Origin of the sequence: Sorangium sp. So ce385 (assembly GCF_051474135.1) — a bacterium.
In the GTDB taxonomy this organism is placed as follows: domain Bacteria; phylum Myxococcota_A; class Polyangia; order Polyangiales; family Polyangiaceae; genus Sorangium; species Sorangium cellulosum_D.
In genome coordinates, this window is record NZ_CP150337.1 from 13,903,501 (window position 1) to 13,924,978 (window position 21,478).

The window sequence follows — 21,478 nt, forward strand, 5'->3', positions numbered from 1 at the left end:
GCGGCCGCGCAAGCGCCTCCGGCGAGGCGCCCGCGCCGGGCGGGGGCCCGCGCCGGGGCGCCTCGGCGCGCCGGGAGGCCTGCGTCACTCCGGGTTCAGGCGGAACCAGAGGCCGACGCCGACGATCCCCGCGACGTAGGACGCCCGCCACCTCTCGATGGAGTCGACCCTCACGTGAGGGCGCTCCAGGACGGCGTGCAGCTCGAGGAAGCTGCGCAGCTCCAGGTGGCGGACGAGGGGCCACGCGGCGCCCCCGCGCAGGCCGGAGGTGACCATCCAGGAGAGCTCGCCGCCGTTCGTCGGCTTCAGGTCCTCGTCGACGTCCGCGGCGACGACCCCGGTCTGGAAGGAGGTGCACACGAAGACGGCCTCCTCGTGCCTGCAGATCGACATGACCCCGAGGCCGGCGGTGCTCTCCGGCCCCAGGATCGAGGCGGCGCTCGGGCCGCGGCCCAGCGCCCGGAGCACCCGCGCCTCGACCGACAGGGACGCGTCGAGCCAGCGGAGGGTGGCCTCCAGCGAGGGGCCGACGCTCGCCGCAGGCAGCAAGCCGAACGCCAGCACGGACGACGCGCCGAGCTCGCCGACCCTGCGCGGCGCCGAGGAGGGCGGCGTGTCGGCGGCGCGCGACCGGGCCGGCAGGGCGAGGCTCAGCGCGACCACGAGGGCGATGCGATCCAGGTTCGGCACGCGCGCGACCGTAGGAGCGCGCTCCAGCGCGACGGAAGCCGGAGCGCGCGCGCTCGCGCGGAAACCGGCGAGCGCACGCCATTGCGTCGAGCGGCGGTTTTTCCTCGCCTCGCGGTCGATTGATCAGCGCGCCCTGCGGCGCGCGGCCTCGCAGAGGGCCGACCGGGTGGGGTCGCTGGGGAGCTCCGGCGGCAGCTTCTCCTCGCAGGCCACCTCGGGGCTCAGCGGGTCGAGCGCGACGCCCGCCGAGAAGGCGCTGCCTCCGTCGGCGCCGCCGTGGAGCAGGCCGTGCAGCGACCACCACCGACCGTGGCGGCTGTTCACGTCCTCGACCCGCTCGACCAGCGGGGCGGCGCTCGCCCGCTCGCCGGAGGCCAGCAGGGCGGCGGCGAGGAAGCAGCGCACCGCCGGCTCGTGCGGCGCGAGCGCCTGCGCGCGGGCGTGCTGGACCGAGGCGGCGGCGTGGTGGCCGCGATCGTGGAGCAGCTGCCCGAGCCGCACCCGCTTGGCGACCTCCTGCCGGTGCGGCATGTCCCCGCCCGGCGCGAGGTCGGGCGGCACGCTCGCCGGCACCGTGGCGAGGTAGGCGCGCCACCGCTGGTCCCAGGCCGCGAGATCCGCGCCGGAGATGTCGGCGATCGCCCGCTCCAGATCCGCGTCGCTGCTCGCGTCCTTGAGCCGGCGCACGAGCTCGGGCAGCGCCGTGTCGCCCGCCTCCCTCGTCCAGTACCGGATGAAGCTCGCGACCTCGGCGAACACGATCGCCGCCTCCTCCGCGCTCGGGAGCATCGCGATCGAGGGGCCGATCTTGTCGAGCGGGCGCCCGAGGCCCTTCTGGATGCCGAGGAGGGCGACCGCGTCCGCGGACGGCACGTCGTCCAGCGGGTCGGGCTCGCGCCAGCGGACCTCCTCGCGCTTGGCCACGCCCTCCTGCAGCCACAGCGGGGCGTTGTCCCGCGTGCCGCGCGAGAGCGCGAGGTGCGTGATCTCGTGCGCGAGCGTGTCCAGCCAGGGGTAGCCGTTCGGCGTCGCGCGCGGCGAGAGCATCGTCACCCGCCCCCACTTGGCGATGGCGACGGTGCCCGTCGTGCGCGCCGCGTCCTCGGGCAGGCCCGTCATCGCGGAGAGCGTGAACTGATCCCGGACGAGATCGATCCGCAGCGGCCGGAGGAGCTCGACCCCGAGGTCCTTCGCGAGCACGTCGCGCGTCTTCGCGGCCACCTCGACGAGCAGCGGCACGAGCGCGCGATCGTCGTCGTCCTGGAGCCGCACCCACACGCCGCGCGCCTCGTCGTTCACGACGACCGTCGCCGCGGTGGCGCGGGCGCAGCCGCGCGCGATGTCGCCGAGCGCCGCGCCCTCCGCCGTCGCCGCGAGATCGGGGCGCGCGAGGATCGCCGCGGCGGCGTCGCAGTCGCCCTCGTAGATGGCGAGCCGGCCGCGCTCGAGCGCGAGCGCGGGATCGGCGGGATCCGTGCCCTCGAGGAGGCCCCGCGCCGCCGGGGCGTCGATCTCCAGGATCGCGGCCCGCGCCCGCGCCGCGCGATCGAGGTCGCCGACCGTGATGCGGCCGGACGCGGTCGCCGACACGGTCGCGAGCGCGGCGAGGACCACTGCCCGCAGGCCGCGCCTCGCGAGCGCCGTCGCCCCGCGCGGGGCCCTCGCCGGGGCCGCCATAGCGCCGGCGCGCGTCATTTCAGGAGCCCCTCCGCGTAGCGCTTGACCGCCTCGCGCAGCCGCGGCTCCGAGGCGCTCCCGAGCCCCTCGAGGACGCGCCGGCGGAACTCCTCGGGGCCCTTGTGCTTGTCCTTGTCCGGGATGTCGGCCTTCCTCGCCATGTCCCTGCTCCCTTCCGACTCGGCGTCGCCGTCCTGGCTCTGGTCGTCGCTGCGCGACATCTCGAGCAGCCGCTGCGCGTCGCGCTGGCGCTCGTTGCCCTGCTCGCCTTCCCCCTCGGAGAGGGCGCGCTGGGCGTCGCGCATCGCCTGCTCGGCCTCCTCGAGGCGCTCGAGCATCTCCTCCGGCATCCGGCCGTCGCCCTGCTCGCCCCGCCTGCGCAGCTCGCGCGCGCGATCCGCGAGCGAGCCCTCGCGCTGGCTCGAGCGCGCGAGGCCCTCCCGAGCCCGCTCCGACGCCGCCTGCCGCAGCTGGCGCAGCGCCTCCTCGGCCCACGCGAGCTCCCGGGCGAGCGCCTGCTGCGCCTCGCCCGCCTCGCGGCCGGCCCGCTCCTCGGGGAAGAAGCCGCCGCCCTGCGCGCCGAGCCGCTTCGCCTCGCCGAGCGAGCGCGCCGCGCCCTGGCCGCTCTCGACCGCCTCCTCGAGGCGGCCCTGCTCCAGCGCGCCGGCCATCGCCTCGGCCTGCTCCCTGCCGGCCGCCGCGGCGGACTCGGCCGATCCCGGCGCCCCGCCGGGCTGCGGCAGCTCCTGCACCGCCTCGCGGATCGCCTCCGCGCGCTTCTTCGCCTCCTCGCGGAGCGCCGCGACGTCCTCGGGCCGCGAGGCGCGCATGAGCTCCTCGGCGACCGCGTTCGTCTCGGCGGCGTGATCGCGCGCGAGGTCCTCGAGCTCCCGCTCGCTCTGCGCGACGCTCTCGTCGGCGCGCGAGGCCTCCCCGGGATCGGGCCCGCCGCGCGGCGCCCCGGACTCCACCCCGCCGCGGCCGCCGCCGCCGAACGAGGGATCCGGCCGCCGGAGCCGCGCCGCGAGGTCGCGCGCCGCGAGCTCGGCGTGCGCCCAGTCGCCGGCGCCGCGGGCGCGCGCGACCCTGCGCAGATCGCTCGCGACGATCTCGCCGAGATCGAGGCCGAGCTCGCCGAGCTTGCGCAGCTCGGCGCCCCCGCCGCCCAGCACGGTGACGGCCGCCTCGAGGCGGACCTCGCCGCCCTCGCGGTCGCCGCCGCCTCGAAGGAGCTCGGCCGCGGCCGCGGCCTCGTCCGCGACGTCGGCGAGCCGCTGCGCGACGGCCCGGGCGTCCCGGACGCCGAGGCCGCGCAGGCCGGCGTCGAAGGCGAGCAGCACGCCCTCGGTCTCGTCGAGCAGCTTCTGGTGCGCCGCGCGGGTGGTCGATTTCCGCTCGGCGGCGAGCGCCGCGTCGAGCCGGGCGAGCTGGCCGCGCGCGAGCGACGCGACGCGCCCCCGCACCCGGAGCCCGCCGTAGTCGGCGGAGAGCGCGCGCTCGACCTCCGCCTTCGCGGTCGCCTGCGCCTCGGCCTCGTGCGCCGCGTGCGCCGCGGCGCCGCCCGCCTCCGGCGTCCGCTGGCCGATGCGGTCCGCGAGCAGGTCGGTGAGCGCGTCGCGCGCCTTCGCGAGCGCGGCGTAGCGCCGCGCCTCGGGCTCGCCGACCTGCGGCGGGATGACCACGATCGCCTCGCTCCTGCCCCACTTCGGGCCCTCGATCGGATCGTTGTCGCGCGCCTCGATCCGCACCTCGATGGGCACGTACGTCCTGCGGAAGAACGGATCGCGCGCCTTGAGCTCGTAGCCGCCGCGGTCGATCCTCGCGTCCCCCGCCGGCCGCGAGAGCACCCGCCGCTCCTCCTTCGCGCCTGCGCGCAGGACGAGGTCGACCTCGCGCAGGCCGTGATCGTCGGTGATCTCGTAGCGGAGCGGGATGCTGGGCTCGTCGAGGAGCCTGACCGTGCGCGGCGCGCCCTCGAGCGTGACGCGCGGCGCGTCGTCCGGGATCGACACGACGCGCTGCGCGTCGGCCTGCCGGACGCGGACCTGCCCGAAGCGCGCGGCCGCCTGGAGCGTCGTCGAGTCGCCGAGGGTCCAGTGGGCGATCACGCCGCCCTTGCCGTCGTCGACGAACGGGACCTCGGCGCCGCCGTCGGTCAGCACGAGCGCGCGCCCTGCGCGGATCGGGCGGCCGCGCACCGTGATCACGGTCCCCCGCGGCTGCATCGTCGTCGCGAACGGCAGGAGCACCTCGGCGCCCTCGTGCAGGTACTCGGGCGGCGTGGCCGTCATCTCGACCTCCTCGAGCCACAGCAGATCGAGCGGCGCCTCGCCGCCGCGGGCGGCGAGGACGTCGAGCCCCTCGACGACGCGCGGCGGATCGATCGCGGCGGCGGCGAGCGCCGCCACGCCGAGGGCGAGGCCCGCGCTCGCCCACCGCGCGGCCGACCGCTGCGCGCGCGCGAGGATGCGCGCCCGCGAGGCGCGGCCGAGCAGCCGCCGGAGGTGCAAGCCGGCGAGCTCCGGCGACCCGACCCGATCGTCGACCGCGGCGCGATCCACGAGCGAGAGCGCCCGCAGGGTGGCCGCGCCGAGCGCCTCGTCCGTGCGGCCGACGATCTCGCGCACGGTGCGCCGGGCGTCGCCGCGCCGCCGCCGCGCGAGGACGACGCGCGCGACGATCGCCGCGAGCAGCAGCGCGAGGCCGGCGCCGGCGAGCCCGCGGGCGAGCGGGGAGCCCACGCGCGCCACGTGCGCCGCGCCGAACAGCCCCGCGAAGGCCGCGGCGGTGAGCGCGCGCCGCGCGGAGGGATCCACCTCCGCGTCCCAGATGGAGCGCAGCCGCGCGATGGACAGGGCCGGCGCCTCGTTATCCATGGAGAGGCAAGGGTAACCGGCGGCGGGAGGGGGTCCAGCGGATCGGTGGGATCCTCCGGGGGGCGGGCGCCCGGGCGGTCAGACGTCGAGCTCGCCGTCGGTCATGAACCAGCTGTCCGGGTCGAGGAGCACGCGCCGCAGCTCGTCCGGGAAGCTCGGGTCGAGGTGTACGATGAGCCACCGCGAGCCCACGCTCGGGGGGTGGGGGCGCGAGAAGAAGCCGAGCGCCCGCAGGCGCGCGCTGAGCGCGGGCGGCGTCACGAGGAGCATCCCCACGGAGACGTGCCCCTCGCGCCGCATCGCCCGGCAGAACTCGAGGAGCAGGGCGTCGAGCAGGGGGCCGCTGTCCTCGCAGAACACGTCGGTCATCTCGACCTTGTTGTTCCGCACCGAGTAGACGGCGTAGCCGAGCAGCCGCCCGTCGTGCCTGTCGAGCATGCAGAAGAAGCGGTACCGGACGTTGCCGAGCTGCGCGTAGCGCCAGTTCAGGAACTGGGCGCTCCGCTCGCCGACGATCGGCGACGGCTTCGCCCGCGACCACAGGTCGTCGAAGCGGTGGTCGGCGGCGTCCACGAGCTCGGTGCGCACGCGGCTGCCCCGCGCGAGCAGCGCCGCGGCGTCCCGGAGCGCCATCGAGGCGTCGACGGCGCGCCCGGCGGCGCGCACCAGGGCGTTGTCCGGCTTCACCGTCGCCCGCTGCACGGCGCGCTCGGCGGCCGTCGACAGCGCCTGCGTCAGGGGGGCGGGGGCGCCCGGCGCCGCCGGCTCCCAGAGCGCGCGCCAGCGGGGGTGGGGGACCGCCGAGGCGGCCCGCTCGGCGACCCGCTGCACCACCGCGCTCACGGTGCTCTGCTGCTCCCCGGCCGACGAGGCCGCGAGCTCGTTCAGCTTGTAGGCGGCCATGAGGGGCCGCACCCAGATGGTGGAGTCCGCGATCTTCTTGTAGCCGGCGCGCTGGAAGATCGGGAACGAGGCCTTGTTGGGGAAGCCGAACAGGAAGTCGACCCCGGCGTCGCGGCAGCCCTTCGCGAGCTCGCGCTGGATGCTCATGGCGGCCCCGGCGATGCGGTGCGCCTTGGTCACGCCGAAATCGCCGAGGACGCCGGCCTTGAGCTTCCGCCCGCTGACGTACACGTCGCGCGGGTAGAACGAGCCGCTGCCGATGATCGCCCGCTCCGGGCCGTGGAAGCCCATCCAGGTCCGCGGGGGGCCGGCCGGGTTCTGCTCCTGGAACCAGCGCATCCGCCGCTCCACGAACTCCTGCGAGACCTCGCCGTGGGCGAGGTTCTCTTTCCAGAGCTGCGCGAGGACGTCCCTGTGCTCGTCCGGCTGGACGCGGGCGGCGCTGTAGACCTTCTCCATGGCTTCCGGTGCGCTCTCCTGGCGCGGCCGAGCGGCGCGCCGGGCCCGTCATGGCCGAAGGCGGCGAGGGCGTCAATCGTGCCTGGCCCGGCGCATCCGTGGGCTTCGCCGCTCCCGCGGGCGACCGCGCGGACGCGTTCCGCGCCGGGCGCAGCGAGGCCGCGCGGCGACGGCCGGCGTCATCGCGGAACGCGAGTACACTCGCGCGATGCTCCGCCGCGCCCTCGCCGCCGTCGCCTGGCTCTCGCTGATCTTCGCCCTGGCCTGCAGCTCCGCGCGCCCGCCGTCCCCCCCGGGCGCGCCGCAGCCGGCGAAGGCCGCGCAGCCGACGGGCGCGGCCGCCGCGCGCCCGTCGCTCGACGAGCTCATGGTCGCGGAGGGCGACCCGGGCCCGGTGCCGGTGACCCGCGCCGATCCGGCGCGCGGCAGCCGGCTCGCGCCCGTGACGATCGTCGTGTTCTCCGATTTCGAGTGCCCCTTCTGCAAGCACCTGGGCGGCACGCTGCGGCAGCTGGAGCGGCGCTACGGCCCGGAGCAGCTGCGGATCGTGTGGAAGAACTTCCCGCTCGCCTTCCACAAGCAGGCTCGCCCGAGCGCCGAGGCGGCGATGGCGGTGTTCGCGCACGCCGGCCCCGGCGCCTTCTGGGCGTTTCACGACGCCATCTTCGGGGCGGACGAGCGGCTCTCGCCGGAGCTCGAAGCCACGGCGCTCCGGCGGGCCGGGGTGACGCCGGGCCAGGTCAAGCAGCTCGTCGAGCGGAGCGGGGCGGCGCGGAAGGTCGACGCCGACATGGCGCTCGCCGCGCGGCTCGGCGTGGACGGCACGCCGGCGTCGTTCATCAACGGCGTCCTCGTCGTCGGCGCGCAGCCGGCGGAGCGGTTCGCCGAGGTCATCGACGCGCAGCTCGCCGCGGCGCGCGCGCTCCGCGCCGGGGGGACGCCGCCGGAGCAGATCTACGCGGCGCTCGCGGCGAAGAACTTCGCGGCGCCCGCCGCGGATCCCGAGGAGGCGGCGGAGGAGGAAGAGCGCCGGGTGGTGCACCTCGTGCCCGTCGGCGACTCGCCCGTGCGCGGCAAGGACACGGCGCTCGTCACGATGGTGCTGTTCAGCGACTACCAGTGCCCGTTCTGCAGGCGGGTGACGCCGACGGTCGAGAAGCTCGCGGCGCAGTACGGCGACAAGCTGCGCGTCGTCTGGAAGGACAACCCGCTCCCGTTCCACCCGCGCGCCGAGCCCGCGGCGGAGCTCGCGCGGGAGGCGCGGGCCCAGAAGGGGGACGCGGCCTTCTGGCGGGCGAACGACCGCCTCCTCGCGCCCGAGGCCAGCCTCGACGACGCGGCGCTCGAGGCCCTCGCCGCGGAGCTCCAGCTGAACGTGGCGGCGGCGAAGCGCGCCGTCGCCTCGCGCAAGCACGCGGCCGCGATCGAGGCCGACATGGAGCTCGCCGACGATCTCGGCGCCTCGGGGACGCCGCACTTCTTCATCAACGGGCGCAGGCTGGTCGGCGCGCAGCCGATCGAGGAGTTCCAGGCGCTCATCGACGAGGAGATCGCCAAGGCGGAGGCGATGGTCGTGGCGGGGACGCCGCGCGCGAAGGTCTACGAGGCCATCCAGAAGCAGGCCGTCCCGCCGGCGCCCCCGCCGAAGGTGTCCGTGCCGCCGCCGCCCAAGGGCCACCCCGCCAAGGGGGCGGCCGCCGGCAAGGTGGTCATCCAGATGTTCTCCGACTTCCAGTGTCCTTTTTGCGCGCGCAGCGTCCCCACGATGGATGAGCTCATCAAGGCGTTCCCGGGCAAGGTCCGCGTGGTCTTTCGCCACCTGCCGCTCCCCTTCCACCCCGAAGCGCAGCTGGCCGCCGAAGCGACCATGGAGGCGCTCGCGCAGCAGGGGCAGGCCGGCTTCTGGAAGATGCACGATCGGCTCTTCAAGGCCCATGACGCCGCGAACCTCGATCGCGCGGCCCTGGAGCAGCACGCCGCGAGCATCGGGCTCGACGCGGCGCGCTTCGCCCGAGCCCTCGACGAGCGCACCCACCGTGCCGCCGTCGAGGCCGACGCGGAGGCCGCGCGGAGCGCCGGCATCACCGGGACTCCGGCGTTCGTGATCAACGGTTACCTGGTCAGCGGAGCCCAACCGCTCAGGAAATTCAAGAAGGTCGTGCGCCGGGCCCTCAGCGAGGCGAACTGAGCGCAAGCGACGCAAACAGAGGCAACTGGGCGCAAAAACGCACAGCAAAAACGCAAAGCAAAACGCAAGAACGACGGGCGCTGAACGCAAACGCACCTGCGCCGGAGGCGGCGTGAGCGCGCGGGGGCGCGGGGTGCGAGCTCGGGTGAAGGGCGCCGCGGCGGAGCGCTCGAGTGCGGGCTCCCGGGCGCGGCGCGCGGTGGACCTGGACCGCCTTTCCGTTCGACATGCGCGTTTCCCGGGGCGCGTCTGTCGGTATCGCCCGCCGAGCTCGTGATACGCTGTCCCAATGCCCAAACCGCGCGGTCGAAGGACATCGGCCGAACCCAGGCGCACCGTCAAGGCATCGAGCGGGCGGGCGCGCGCGCAGCCTCGTGACAAGGCGGGCCAGCGCGGCGTCGCCGAGGCGGGCTCGCCGGCCGCGGTTCGCGACAGGCACGAGCGGCCGACGGCCAGCGCGCGCGCCACGCCCGGGAAGGCGAAGGCAGCCGCCGCGCGGTCGGCCGCGCCGGCGAAGCGATCGGCCACGTCGCGGAACGTCGCCACGACGGAGCGCTCGGCGGCGCCGAGGAAGGGCGCCGCGACGGAGCGCGCGGCGGCGCCGAGGAAGGGCGCGGCGACGGAGCGCGCGGCGGCGAGGAAGGGCGCGGCGACGGAGCGGCCGGCGGCGAGGAAAGGCGCCGCGACGGAGCGGCCGGCGGCGAGGAAGGGCGCGGCGACGGAGCGGCCGGCGGCGAGGAAGGGCGCCGCGACGGAGCGGCCGGCGGCGAGGAAGGGCGCCGCGACGGAGCGGCCGGCGGCGCCGAGGCTCCGCCCCGCGAGGGCGCGCGCCGACGAGCACGCGCGCGCGGCGCCGCCGAAGCGGCGACCCCGCAGCGAAGAGCCCGCGAGCGAGGCGGACGACGCGGAGCTCTCGCCGCCCCGGCCGCCGGAGCTCGACTGGGACGACACGCCGTCCGACAGCGCCGAGGAGGCGCTCGCCCAGCGCTGGGCGGCGCGGGGCGAGGCGCTCTTCCAGCAGCTCGCCGAGCACGGCGCCTCGCAGCACGAGCACCGCGCCGACCTCAAGGACGGGCGCTTCGTCTGGATCGCGCCGGGCGGCCGCGTCTCCGCCGAGGCGAGGGCGCGCCTCCTGTGCAGCTGGTCGCGCACCACGTCGGTCGTCGTCATGGCGTGGGCGGACCCGCTCGTCAGCAGCGCGGGCGTCGAGCGCATCGATGGAATGCCCGCGGAGCAGGACAGCGTCGACGAGGAGGGCGCCTGGCAGATCGCGATGAGGGCGGCCGACGCCTGCGGCGCGGCATACCTCTACCGCGTGTCCTCGCCGCAGGCCTGGTACTTCGTCGCGCTCGACGATCTCACGTTCTCGCCGAAGCGCCCCTCGTTCCACCCCGGCGCGCCGGTCGGCCTCGTGCTGCGCGCCATCGGCGAGGTCCGCGAGGCGATCGCGTCGCGCGCCGAGCCCGCCGACGTCATCCGCGACAGGATCTCCGCGCTCAGCGACTCGCTGTTCCACCAGGCCAGGTACGCGTACCGCGACACCGACTGGGTCGCGCGCCTCGATCGGACCGGCTCCTGCCTGATGCACCTCGCCAAGCGCATCCCGCGCGCGTGCTTCAGCGCGGTCGCGGCCGGCCAGCGCGTCGACGAGTGGCTCGATCGCGAGCTCGCGATCGAGCTGATCAACGCCCTCTCGCTCATCGAGGACGAGTGGAGCCTGTTCGGCTGACGGTCCGCCGCGGCGCGCCGCGCGGCTGAGCCCGCGCCGGCGCGTCCCCTGCCGCGCGCTCCGCGCGGCACCGCTCTTGAAAGATCACCACGATCCAAGGGAGCGGAGGTGAGGGGAGGCGGCCATGGGTCGAGCGAAGCTGTTCCAGGATCGCAGGGACGCCGGGCGCAGGCTGGGGAAGCTGCTCTCGGGGTACAGGAGCGAGGCGCCGCTCGTCCTCGCCCTGCCGCGCGGCGGCGTCGAGGTGGGCTACGAGGTGGCGCGCGCCCTGGGCGCGCCGCTCGATGTGTGGATCGTGCGCAAGCTCGGCGCGCCCGGGCAGCCGGAGCTCGGCGTGGGCGCGATCTCCGAGGGGGGCGAGGTGTACATCGACCGGAGCCTCGTCGCGGTGCTCGGCATCGCCGACGCGGAGCTGGCCGACATCGCGGAGCAGCAGGCCGCCGAGGTGGAGCGCGGGGTGCGCCGGTTCCGGGGCGACAGGCCGATGCCCCGCGTCGAGGGGCGGACGGTCATCGTCGTGGACGACGGCATCGCGACCGGCGGCACGGTGCGGGCCGCGCTGCGCGACCTGCGCAAGCGCTCGCCGAGGCGGCTCGTGCTCGCGGCGCCGGTCGCCGCGCCGTCGAGCCTGTCGTCGCTCGCCCGCGAGGTCGACTCGATCGCCTGCATCGAGGAGGACCCCGGCCTCCAGGCGATCGGCGCCTACTACGAGGACTTCTCGCAGACCTCCGACGACGCGGTCGCGTGGCTGCTCGCGGAGGCGCGGCGCGAGCTGCCGCCGCCCGAGGGCGCGGAGCGGCCGCTCTTCGTCCAGGCGGGCGCGGCGGCGCTGCCCGGGGATCTCGCGATCCCGGAGCGCGCGATCGGCCTCGTGCTCTTCGCCCACGGCAGCGGCAGCAGCCGCAGGAGCCCTCGCAACCGCTCGGTCGCGGAGGCGCTCTGGCGGTGGGGGCTGGCCACGCTGCTGTTCGATCTGCTCACCGAGGAGGAGGCCGCGGAAGATCGCTCGAGCGCTGGCCTCCGCTTCGACATCGACCTGCTCGCCCGGCGGCTGCTCGGGGTGACGGACTGGGCGCTCGCGCGCCCCGAGCTCCGTCACCTGGGCGTCGGCTACTTCGGCGCCAGCACCGGCGCCGCGGCCGCGCTCGTCGCCGCGGCGGCGCGGCCTCGCGCCGTGGGCGCCGTGGTGTCGCGCGGCGGCAGGCCGGATCTCGCTGGCGCGGCCCTGACGCGGGTGCGGGCGCCGACGCTGCTCATCGTCGGCAGCGCGGACACCGCGGTGCTGGCGCTGAACCAGGGCGCGCTCGAGCGCCTCGCCGGCCCGCGCCGCCTCGCGGTGGTGCCCTCCGCGACGCACCTCTTCGAGGAGCCGGGCGCGCTCGCGGCGGTGGCCCGGCTCGCGGGGGAGTGGTTCGCGCAGCACCTGTCCCCGAGGGGCGACGAGGCGCGGGCGTGACGCGGAGGGCCGCCGCCGCCGGGTAGTGCTCAAATTTGCCCGGAGAGAGTTCACATGAAGGCGGGAAGGCAGGAAGATCATTGATCTTTTCTTCTCGCCTTCCCGCCTTCATGCTCACTTTTGAGCACTGCCCGCCGCCGGCCGGCGCGCTGTCGACGTCGAGCGACGCCGCGATCACCTCGACAGCCAGACCGTGTACGCGTGCGGCATGAACGGCGCGTCGTCGGGGTCGAACGGGCGGCTCCGGATCATGCTCCCCGCGTTGACGCCGACGATGAGCAGCCCCGCGAGGCCGTCGAGCCCGACCACGGTGCGCTGCGCGCGGCTCTCGCCGAAGATGCCGGCCACCTCGACGCGGCCGGCCTCGGCGCCCTGCCGGTCGACCTTCACGATCGCCCAGCGGAACAGCGCGGGCAGCTCCCAGTCGGCCACGAGGGTGATCTCGGCCGCCTCGAGGTCCGGCCCGCCGGCCGCGCCCTCCGCGGCGAGATCGAGCCAGAGGTAGGTCGCGCCGGTCGGCTCGATCGGGCGCAGGGGGGCGACCCGCCGCGGGAGCGTCGCGTAGGGCAGCGACCACTCGAAGCGCACCCGGCCGAAGTCGCCGAAGCGCGCCACGTCCGACAGGTGGGCGCCGTCGCTGCGGCTGCCCACGAACGCCCGCGCGATCGCGAACTCGAGGAGCAGGTCGTCGAGGTCCTTGCCGCGGGACCGGAGCGACGCCCGGAGCGCGTCGAACGTGTCGGGCTCGGCGCGGAAGCGCGCCGCGCCGCCGGGCGTGGGCTGCGCCGCGATGGCGAGCAGCGACATCGCGACCTGCGCCGGCGTCCCGGCGCCGTAGGCGTCGTCGAGGTACCACGGGAAGAGCAGGGCGCCGTCGAGGGCGCCGAGCGCCGCGCCCGTGAGCGCCCGCTCGGGCGCGCGCTGGAAGGCGTCGATCGCGGCGAGCTCCTCGGCCGGGCAGGGCGCCGCGATCGCGGCGAGGTAGCTCGCCGCCATGGCGAGCGCGCCCTCCTCGGCCCCGGCGTCGAGGCGCGTCGCGACGGCGTGGCCGAGCGCGTACGCCGCGTCGGACGCGCTCGAGCACCCGCCCCGCCCCGGCGCCGCGACGATGGCGAACGCGCTCGCGGCGTCGAACCGCTCGCCGATCGCCCTGAGGTCGTGCCCGACGCGCGCCGGGCGGCGCGGGCCGCGCTCCAGGTAGAGGTCGTACGCCGGGCTGCCGCCGCGCGCCCCGTCGGGGAGCGGCCGCGGCAGGCCGAGCGCGTCGTAGGCGCGCATCGCGGCCTCGAGGTCGGCGAGGCTCTCCAGGAGGGCGCTGCCGGGGACGCCCGCGGGCGCGTGCGCGCAGACGGGCAGCGCGAAGGAGCAGGCGCGCTGCGGGGCGTCGCGCTCGTCGGGGCGCTGGACCGGCGAGACCACGGGGCGGCCCTCGGCCGGCGGGTCGGCGGCCTCGTCGGCGGGCGCGGCGGGCTGCGCGCCCGACGCGGGCGGCGGCGGACCGGCCGGCGCCGCGTCCGCCGCCGCGTCCGGCGCGCGCGCTGCCGCCGCGGGGGGGCCGCCGAGGGCGGCGGCCAGCGCGAGCAGCGCGAGCGCGCAGGGGGCCTTGCGCCGCGGCCGGCGCGGCGCGGGCGCGCGCTCCCGCCGCCCGGGTGGGGCGTGCGCGGGGCACGGTCTCGTGGGGAGCGCTACAGCCATCTGGAGGCCCGCGGGCGAGGTCTACCCCGGCGGTGCGGCCCTAGGTCATCGCACGAGCGGCGCCTCCTGCCCATCCCGGGACGCGCTCCGCGCGGGCGGCGCGCGCGCGGCCGCGGCGCCGGGCCGGAAGGCGCCGGCGCGGCGTTCGCCGTCTCTCTGCGATGCTCGGACGGGGAGCGATTGAGCCGCCGAGGGGCCAAGGACGCCAGAAGAAGGGCCAGAGGAAGAAGGGGTCAACATCGTGGCGTCCTCGCGGGCTGATTCTGTGTCACCGCGCCGGACACTGCCGAGCTCGCCGCGCCGCTGCGCTCGAGCGAGGAGATGTTGAGTCCGCCAGCGCGCAGAGGATGTCATGAAGATAAAATGAAGGATTTCTCCTGGCGTCCTGGCGGTTTTATCTCCGTGTGACCGGATCGGATACGGACGAGCATCGCTGTGCCGTCCTATCCTGGAGGCGAGGAGATGTCGAGCGGCCGAGGTACAACAAAGGATGCCAGGAGGGTAAAATTATGACTCCTCCCGGCGTTCCTGGCGCGCTCGTGATGCTCTCTCTGCGTGAATGTGCCAGGCATTACCAGGCGCGGCGCTGAGATCCCTTCAGGCATTTCCGGACGTCCGCGGCACGTGTCTTGAATATCCGACGCTGCATGAAGGCCTGCGTCGCGCGTTTCGCGGCGAATCCGGTGCTATGCCGCAGAGGCTCACGCATTGTGCCGAATGCTCGCCGAACTCGTTCCGGTCCAGGATCATCCTCGAAATCAACTGGATCCCGCGCCCTGAACCGCTCCGGGTTCAGGCGACATGTGGCACTCTCGCGAGCGCGATGAATTCGAGTGCTCAGGCGCTGATCGCCTCGCGGGCACGGCGTCTGCAAAGCGCGCTCGCATGAACCGCATATCCCGACGTCGCTTCGCCGCCGGCCTGGGCGCTGGTCTCCTCGCCGCTCCGTTCCTCGGGAGGATGAGCCAGCTTCGCGCCGACGGTGGTACTGCGCGCAATCTCGTCATCTTTTTCTCACCCAACGGGACCCATCATCACCTCTGGCGCCCGACGGGCTCGGGATCGAGCTTCTCTTTCCCTGCGGGCTCGATCCTCGAGCCGCTCGCAGCGCACAAGTCCGATCTCATCATCTGCGACGGCATCGACTTCAAGGGCGTCGACAACCATGAGCCCGGCATGATCAACATGCTCACGGGCGGCGGGAACGCCGGCAGCGCGAGCCGCGGCCAGAGCGTCGACTGGTACGTCGCCCAGGAGCTCGGCGTCCGGCCGGTCAACCTCGGCATCTACACGAGCCCGTGGGGGACCGGCGCCCAGACCCGCATGTCCTACAGCGCGGCGGGGCAGTTCGCGCCCGTGATCGACGAGCCGCGGACAGCCTACAACCAGATCTTCGACGGCTTCACCGGCAACTCCGGCTCGACCGGAACGGGAGGTGGCGAGATCGATCCGAAGATGAAGCGCCGGCAGAGCATCCTGCGCGTCACGAACGGCGAGATGGAGGCGCTGCGCGCCGGCGTGCCCGCGCGCGAGCAGGCGAAGCTCGACGCGCACATCGACGGCCTCAAGCAGATCGCGCCCGGCGCGAGCACCGGCGCCGGCCCCGTCGCGGCGAGCTGCGGCACGGCGCCCCCGCCGCCGCCCTCGTTCAACCCGACCGACGAGGACGCCGTCCCCGACATCGCCGTCGCGCAGATGGACCTCGTCGCCGCGGCGCTCGCCTGCGGAAGGACCCGCGTCGCGACCGTCCAGTTCTCTCACACGGTCTCGCCGCTGCACCTCAGGTGGCTCGGCCTGTCCAGCCAGGACCATCACTCGCTCTCGCACGCGAGCTCGGGGGAGGACGTCGACAGGTTCCGCATCGCGGAGCGATGGTTCGCCGAGCAGTTCGCTTATCTCCTCAAGAAGCTGAAGTCGACCGCCGGCTCCGGCGGCGGCACCCTGCTCGACGAGACGCTCGTCGTGTGGGCCAAGGAGCTCGGCGACGCGCCGCTGCACCGGTGCGAGTCGGTCCCGTTCGTCCTCGCCGGCGGGGGAGCCTTCACGCCCGGCCGCTACGTCAAGTTCGGCGGCGCTCCCCACCAGCAGCTCCTGGTCTCCATCTGCCAGGCCATGGGCCTCAGCAACAGCACCTTCGGCGACGCCTCGAAGGGCACCGGCCCCCTGGACGGGCTCGCGTGACGCGCGGTCGTCCGCAGGTCCGTCCAACGAAAGCACTTGGGATTACGAGGAACAAGCTTATGAACACACACGCGAAGGGACCCTTCGACACGGCGGACGCGTCCGTCTCCCGGCCCCCGCCGGCGAGCGACCCCCCGCGGCGCCGGCGGACTCCGCGCCTCGGCTACGCGCTCCTGCTCTCGTGCGCCGCGCTGGGCGCCGCGGGCGCCGGCTGCAACGGCATGTTCGGCGGCGGCGACGAGACGAACGGCGGAGACGACACGGGCTCGCTCGACTCGGGGTGCGCCGACAACATCGAGTTCTTCAAGGCGAACCTCTGGGACCCGATCATGTCCTCGAAGTGCACCGTCTGCCACACCGAGAGCGGGCTCGCGAAGGGGACCCGCATGGTGTTCGACACCTCGGGCACCGACGAGGCGCTGCAGGCCAACTTCGAGGCGGTGCGCGCCATGGCCGCGCTCGAGGTGAACGGCGAGTCGACGCTCCTCCTGCGCCCCTCCGGACGGCACCCCGACGGCCACGCCGGCGGCGCGCTCATCCCGTTCCAGAGCGAGGAATACCAGTCCTTCGAGAAGTTCGTGAACCGCGTCAACCTGGGCGAGGGGTGCGAGGAGCAGCCGACGGCCTGCGAGCCCAACATGGTGTCCGGGCGGCGCGTCCTGCGCCGGCTGTCGCGCGTCGAGTTCGACAGGACCGTGGCCGACCTCCTCGGCGTCGACACGACCGGCTACATCCTCCCGACCGACGCGAACGTCGAGGGGTTCGACAACAACGCCGACGCGCTCCTCTACGCCGGGGCCGACGTCCAGCTCATGCGGGACGCCGCCGAGGACATCGCCGCAAAGGTGGCCGCGGCGCCGGGGTCGCTCGTCCCCTGTCCGATCGAGACCGGGGACGACGCGTGCGCGACCGAGTTCTTCGAGCGCTTCGGGCGCCTCGCCTTCCGCCGGGCGCTCACGCAAGAGGACCGATCGCGGTACATGGAGCTCTACAGAAGCGTGAAGGCCGACGAGGGCTTCGCCGGGGGCATCCAGGCGATGATCGCCGCCGCGCTCCAGTCGCCGTACTTCCTCTATCGCCCGGAGCTCGGCGTGGCCGCGCAGGACGGCACGTACCAGCTCCTGCCGCACGAGATCGCGTCTCAGCTCTCCTACATGATCTGGAGCTCGATGCCGGACGACGAGCTGCTCAGCAAGGCGGAGTCGGGCGAGCTCGCGACGGCGGCGGCCATCTCCGCCGAGGTCGACCGGATGATGCAGGATCCGCGGGCCGACGATGGCGTCCTCAGGTTCTTCAGGACCTGGCTCCAGCTGAGCGCCAAGCCGTCGAAGGACATGACCGCGTACCCGGAGTACACCGAGGAGATCCGGCAGGCGATCGAGAAGGAGACGGCGGCCTTCGTGCACCACCTCCTCCGGGATGGCTCCGGAGCGCTGAGCGAGATGTACACCGCGAACTACTCCTACGTGACCCCGGAGCTCGCGTCGTTCTACGGGCTCCCGGCGCCGGGCGGGGCCGCGGACCAGTACGGCACGACGCGCGTCGACCTCACCGGGTCGAACCGGATGGGCATCCTCACGCTCGGCAGCGTCCTCAGCACCCACGCGCACGCCGGCGAGTCGTCGCCGGTGCACCGCGGCAAGTTCGTGCGCGAGCAGCTCCTCTGCCAGCCGCTGCCGCCGCCGCCCGCGGGGCTCGACGTCAAGCCGCCCCAGCCCGATCCCACGAAGTCGACCCGCGAGCGCTTCTTCGAGCACTCCAACAACGAGGCGTGCGGCAGCTGCCACTCGCTCATCGACGGGATCGGCTTCGGCTTCGAGCACTTCGACGGCGTCGGCCGCTACCGCGACACCGACGACGGGCACCCGGTCGACGCGAGCGGCAACATCGTTGGGGCGGAGGGCACGAGCGGCCCGTTCGACGGCACCGGAGAGCTCGCCCAGAAGCTCGCGGAGAGCCCCGACGCGCAGGCGTGCTTCACCCTCCAGTGGCTCCGCTTCGGCTTCGGCGCCATGGACCAGGCCGAGCTCTCCTGCATGGCGGATCAGATCACCGGCCAGCTCGGGCCCGAGAACCTCACGGTCGCGGGCGTCATCAAGGCGATCGCGCAGTCGCCGCGCTTCATGAGGCGCCTCGACGAGGCGGCGGCGCAGCCGGATCCGTCGGAGGATCCCGGCGGCGGCGAGGAGGAGCCGTCGGGCACCGACAACGACGACCCGCCGCCGGTGAACTCGGACTTCGACGTCAAGGAGACCGTGGACACGGTGTGGGACGGCGGCGGCTGCAAGTCGGTCGACGTCACCAACGTGGGCGACGCGCCGGCGACCTGGGTGGTCACCCTGCAGACCGACGGCACGCCCACCGACGTGTGGAACGCCGTGGCCGAGGCGGGCAACGCCGGCGTGAAGTTCTCCGGCATGAGCTACAACGCCGAGCTCCTGCCGGGGGCGTCCGCGCGCTTCGGGTTCTGCTGGCGGGAGTGAGCCGCGGCGGCGCACCGCCGCCGCGTCAGGGGATGGTGCGCGGCCGCGCGTCAGGGGATGGCGTTCGGCCGCGCGCCCGCGCGCGCGTCATGCGTATCACGCGCGTCACAGAATGATGGCGCGCCCGGCGAGCGTGGCGGGCGCCACGTGGCGCGCCAATTTGCCTGGAATTCTGCTATCCTGCGCGCCCCTCGTCCACACCCAGGGCGGGGCGAAAGCCCAGGACGCCTCAATGACCCATCCGCTTCACGACATCCTGCTTCCCGACAGCCGGCACGATTTCTTTCCCGTGGTGATCGAGATCCCCAAGGGGTCGAAGTGCAAGTACGAGCTCGACAAGAAGACCGGGCTCTTGATGCTCGACCGCGTGCTCTACTCGTCCGTCCATTATCCGGCCAATTACGGCTTCATCCCCCAGACGCACGCGGGCGACGGCGACCCGCTCGACGTCCTCGTCCTCATGCAGGAGCCGGTCGTGCCGCTCACGATCGTGAGGGCGCGCGCCATCGGCGGCTTCTTCATGCGCGACGACAAGGGGGTCGACGACAAGATCATCGCGGTCGCCGTCGACGACCCGTCCGTGGCCCATTATCTGACCCACGAGGAGCTGCCCCCGCATGTGACCAAGGAGCTCATGCGATTCTTCATCGACTACAAGACGCTCGAGAACAAGCTCGCCGAGGTCGAGACGATGTACGACAGGAACCGCGCCCTGGAGGTCATCGAGGAGTCCGTCGCCAGCTATCGCTCGATCAGCGCCTGGTCCAAGGGCTGACGCGGCCCGGGCTGGGGGCCCGGTCACCGATGAGCATGGATGGATCGCGACCGGGGTGGATCACGCTTCCTGGACTTTCCCGCGTCCACCCCGGCAAAAACTCCGAAAAAATCCAGAAAATGGCCCAGGACCCCGGGTCGGCCCCGGGTCGGCATCGGGGGACGACGCGGCACAGGGGTTGCACTTCATCTCGCCGTGGATCGCTTTTCGACACTCACGGGAAATGGCGAGCTCGCTCAGCAGCTCGCCGCGGAACCCGAGGTCGAGGCGCGCCTGGCGATCCAGCGGCTCCGGTTCGGCTCTGGGTTCTCGGGCCGGTCGAGCTCGCCCGCATGGCGTACGACATCGTGAATCGGCTCGACGCTCTGCGTCGAGCGAGACTCCCTCTCTGGAGAGCGAACTCGGTCCTGTGACGATCCTGTGAACGATGAGGCCTGCGGAGACAGGTAGAAGCGCTGAATCAACCAACCGACGAATCGAGTCAGGGCACGTGGAAATCACGTGAGCTCGTGAGTTATCAAGGCGACACCGCTTGATCGGGGCTTGACAACATGAGAGACATCAGCTTTTCTCAAGCAATGATGAGCACGCTTAAGAGCTTAGTTTCGGCGAAGGCGTGTCGCCGCTATTCCGCAGTGGCACTGCTCCTCGCCGGCCCGCTCGGTTGCTTGGGCAATCTGGGCAACGTCGACGGCACCCCGTCCGAGGACGATCCGAGCGACACTCCGGACGATAAGCCGCCGATCGACGAGCCGCCGCCGCAGCCCCACGACATCCCCAAGGTGTCGGAGTGCGAGGTCGAGGACCTGAGCACCCCCGGCCCGCGCACGGTGCGGCGCCTGACGGTGGACCAGTTCGAGGCCACCGTGCGCGATCTCTTCCGGGATCCGAGCGTCGCCCTGCCGAGCATCTTCAACGATCCGCAGGTGCTCGGGTTCACGGCCGACGCGAACGCGCTCGTGATCCGCGACCTGACCGCCCAGCAGATCATGGACTGGGCCGAGGCGACCGCGGACTGGGCGGTGACGAACAAGCTCGACACCCTCACCTCGGCCACCTGCCGGACGACCGACGCGGCCTGCCGCGGCCAGTTCATCCGCGACTTCGGCCGCCGCGCGTTCCGCGAGCCGCTCCCGGAGGACCGCTTCTTGGCCTACGACGGCCTGTTCGGGGCGGAGGGCACGTTCGAGGACGGCGCCAAGGTGGTCGTGAGCGCCATGCTGCAGTCGCCGTACTTCCTGTACCGCCACGAGATCGGCAGGGAGGCGGGCGGCGGCATCTACGAGCTCAGCCCGCACGAGATCGCGAGCAACCTCTCGTACCTCTTGACCGGGACCATGCCGGACGAGGCGCTGCTGCAGGCCGCCGACGAGGCCGCCGCCGCGGGCACCACGCTGAGCAGCGAGCTGATCACCCAGCACGCGCTGCGCATCCTGGAAGACCCGTCGACGCGGCCGCTCGCCGAGGCGGAGATGATGCGGTTCATGCGCGGCTGGCTCCAGCTGAACCGCCTGGTCACCGCGGTGAAGGACAACACGGTCTTCAACCTCAGCGACGATCTGCGCAAGGACATGATGTCCGAGACGCAGGCGCTCATCGTGGACACCGCCTTCAACCTGAACGGCACGTTCGCCAACCTCCTGCAGGCGGACTACACGTTCATCAACAGCAGCCTGGCCACGCATTACGGCCTCGGCGGCGCCGGCGGCACCGAGCTCACCCGGGTGACGCTCGCCCCCGGGCAGCGCGATCGCGGCCTCCTGGCCCACGGCAGCTTCCTGACCGGGCACGGCGGCGCGAAGCTGTCCTCGCCGACCCAGCGCGGCAAGATGGTCCGCACGCGCCTGCTCTGCCAGCCGCTCGAGCCGCCGCCGCCCGGCGTCGATCCGAACATCAAGCCCCTGGAGACCCCGGCGACCACGCGCCAGATGGTCGAGCAGCATGCGGGCGTCGAGTTCTGCCACGCCTGCCACGTGAAGACGGACCCGATCGGCGTCGGCTTCGAGCACTACGACACGTTCGGCCGGTGGCGGAACGACGAGAACGGGATCCCCGTCGACGTGACCGGCACGATCGTCGAGCCGCCTTCCGGGGATGACTTCAATTTCAGCGGCGTGACCGAGCTGGCCGACTACCTCGCGGCGAGCGACGACGTCAAGGCGTGCATGGTCCGTTACTGGTCGTACTACGCGTTCGGCGACACCTGGGAGCAGGACGGCTGCACGTACGAGAAGGTCCAGCAGGAGGCGTCGGCCGACGAGTACCGCCTGAAGAGCGTGTGGCTCGCGCTGACGCGCACGCCGCACTTCACCCGCAGAGTTCAAGGTCCGTGACCCCACGGCTGCAAACAACGAAGAGATCGGTAG

Annotated in this window: 12 protein-coding genes; 7 read left to right on the forward strand and 5 right to left on the reverse strand. The window is 73.7% G+C overall.

Annotated elements, in window-relative coordinates:
* Positions 1 to 84 precede the first annotated feature (84 nt).
* The 4 genes from WME83_RS50960 to WME83_RS50975 form a co-directional block, all read right to left on the reverse strand.
* A complete protein-coding gene (locus WME83_RS50960; RefSeq protein WP_437316951.1) occupies positions 85 to 690 on the reverse strand; it encodes a hypothetical protein in 606 nt (201 codons plus the stop codon).
* 123 nt (positions 691 to 813) lie between these two features.
* Positions 814 to 2,304: a hypothetical protein gene (locus WME83_RS50965; protein WP_437316952.1), complete on the reverse strand. Its 1,491-nt coding sequence runs from the start codon at positions 2,302 to 2,304 to the stop codon at positions 814 to 816.
* Positions 2,305 to 2,381: 77 nt separating this feature from the next.
* Positions 2,382 to 5,243: a DUF4175 family protein gene (locus tag WME83_RS50970; RefSeq protein WP_437316953.1), complete on the reverse strand. Its 2,862-nt coding sequence runs from the start codon at positions 5,241 to 5,243 to the stop codon at positions 2,382 to 2,384.
* A gap of 78 nt (positions 5,244 to 5,321) precedes the next feature.
* Positions 5,322 to 6,605 carry a GNAT family N-acetyltransferase gene (locus WME83_RS50975; protein WP_437316954.1) on the reverse strand — a complete coding sequence of 428 codons (1,284 nt, stop codon included), beginning with the start codon at positions 6,603 to 6,605 and terminating at the stop codon, positions 5,322 to 5,324.
* Between the two features lie 208 nt (positions 6,606 to 6,813).
* Between WME83_RS50975 and WME83_RS50980 the strand changes: the two genes are divergently transcribed.
* The 3 genes from WME83_RS50980 to WME83_RS50990 all read left to right on the forward strand — a co-directional run bounded on the left by WME83_RS50980 (position 6,814) and on the right by WME83_RS50990 (position 11,978).
* On the forward strand, positions 6,814 to 8,793 hold the full coding sequence (locus WME83_RS50980; RefSeq protein ID WP_437316955.1) for a DsbA family protein: 1,980 nt from the start codon (positions 6,814 to 6,816) through the stop codon (positions 8,791 to 8,793).
* A gap of 289 nt (positions 8,794 to 9,082) precedes the next feature.
* On the forward strand, positions 9,083 to 10,522 hold the full coding sequence (locus tag WME83_RS50985; protein WP_437316956.1) for a DUF6882 domain-containing protein: 1,440 nt from the start codon (positions 9,083 to 9,085) through the stop codon (positions 10,520 to 10,522).
* A gap of 124 nt (positions 10,523 to 10,646) precedes the next feature.
* Positions 10,647 to 11,978: a phosphoribosyltransferase family protein gene (locus tag WME83_RS50990; protein WP_437316957.1), complete on the forward strand. Its 1,332-nt coding sequence runs from the start codon at positions 10,647 to 10,649 to the stop codon at positions 11,976 to 11,978.
* Positions 11,979 to 12,152: 174 nt separating this feature from the next.
* Here WME83_RS50990 and WME83_RS50995 read toward each other — a convergent pair whose 3' ends face one another.
* Positions 12,153 to 13,673, reverse strand: a complete 1,521-nt coding sequence (locus tag WME83_RS50995; protein WP_437316958.1) for a hypothetical protein — start codon at positions 13,671 to 13,673, stop codon at positions 12,153 to 12,155.
* Positions 13,674 to 14,558: 885 nt separating this feature from the next.
* Here WME83_RS50995 and WME83_RS51000 point away from each other — a divergent pair.
* From WME83_RS51000 to WME83_RS51015, 4 genes are all read left to right on the forward strand, one after another.
* Positions 14,559 to 15,854, forward strand: coding sequence for a DUF1552 domain-containing protein (locus WME83_RS51000; RefSeq protein WP_437316959.1), 1,296 nt, complete (start codon positions 14,559 to 14,561; stop codon positions 15,852 to 15,854).
* Positions 15,855 to 15,913: 59 nt separating this feature from the next.
* A complete protein-coding gene (locus tag WME83_RS51005; RefSeq protein ID WP_437316960.1) occupies positions 15,914 to 18,337 on the forward strand; it encodes a DUF1592 domain-containing protein in 2,424 nt (807 codons plus the stop codon).
* A gap of 232 nt (positions 18,338 to 18,569) precedes the next feature.
* On the forward strand, positions 18,570 to 19,112 hold the full coding sequence (locus WME83_RS51010) for an inorganic diphosphatase (RefSeq protein ID WP_020742099.1): 543 nt from the start codon (positions 18,570 to 18,572) through the stop codon (positions 19,110 to 19,112).
* Between the two features lie 635 nt (positions 19,113 to 19,747).
* Positions 19,748 to 21,445 carry a DUF1592 domain-containing protein gene (locus tag WME83_RS51015; RefSeq protein WP_437316961.1) on the forward strand — a complete coding sequence of 566 codons (1,698 nt, stop codon included), beginning with the start codon at positions 19,748 to 19,750 and terminating at the stop codon, positions 21,443 to 21,445.
* Positions 21,446 to 21,478: the final 33 nt, after the last annotated feature.

Excerpts from the sequence above, each read along its gene's own strand:
- WME83_RS50970 (WP_437316953.1), bottom strand. The coding sequence starts at position 5,243 with ATGGATAACGAGGCGCCGGCCCTGTCCATCGCGCGGCTGCGCTCCATC.
- WME83_RS50975 (WP_437316954.1), bottom strand. The coding sequence starts at position 6,605 with ATGGAGAAGGTCTACAGCGCCGCCCGCGTCCAGCCGGACGAGCACAGG.
- WME83_RS50980 (WP_437316955.1), top strand. The coding sequence starts at position 6,814 with ATGCTCCGCCGCGCCCTCGCCGCCGTCGCCTGGCTCTCGCTGATCTTC.
- WME83_RS50985 (WP_437316956.1), top strand. The coding sequence starts at position 9,083 with ATGCCCAAACCGCGCGGTCGAAGGACATCGGCCGAACCCAGGCGCACC.
- WME83_RS50990 (WP_437316957.1), top strand. The coding sequence starts at position 10,647 with ATGGGTCGAGCGAAGCTGTTCCAGGATCGCAGGGACGCCGGGCGCAGG.
- WME83_RS50995 (WP_437316958.1), bottom strand. The coding sequence starts at position 13,673 with ATGGCTGTAGCGCTCCCCACGAGACCGTGCCCCGCGCACGCCCCACCC.
- WME83_RS51000 (WP_437316959.1), top strand. The coding sequence starts at position 14,559 with ATGAACCGCATATCCCGACGTCGCTTCGCCGCCGGCCTGGGCGCTGGT.
- WME83_RS51005 (WP_437316960.1), top strand. The coding sequence starts at position 15,914 with ATGAACACACACGCGAAGGGACCCTTCGACACGGCGGACGCGTCCGTC.
- WME83_RS51010 (WP_020742099.1), top strand. The coding sequence starts at position 18,570 with ATGACCCATCCGCTTCACGACATCCTGCTTCCCGACAGCCGGCACGAT.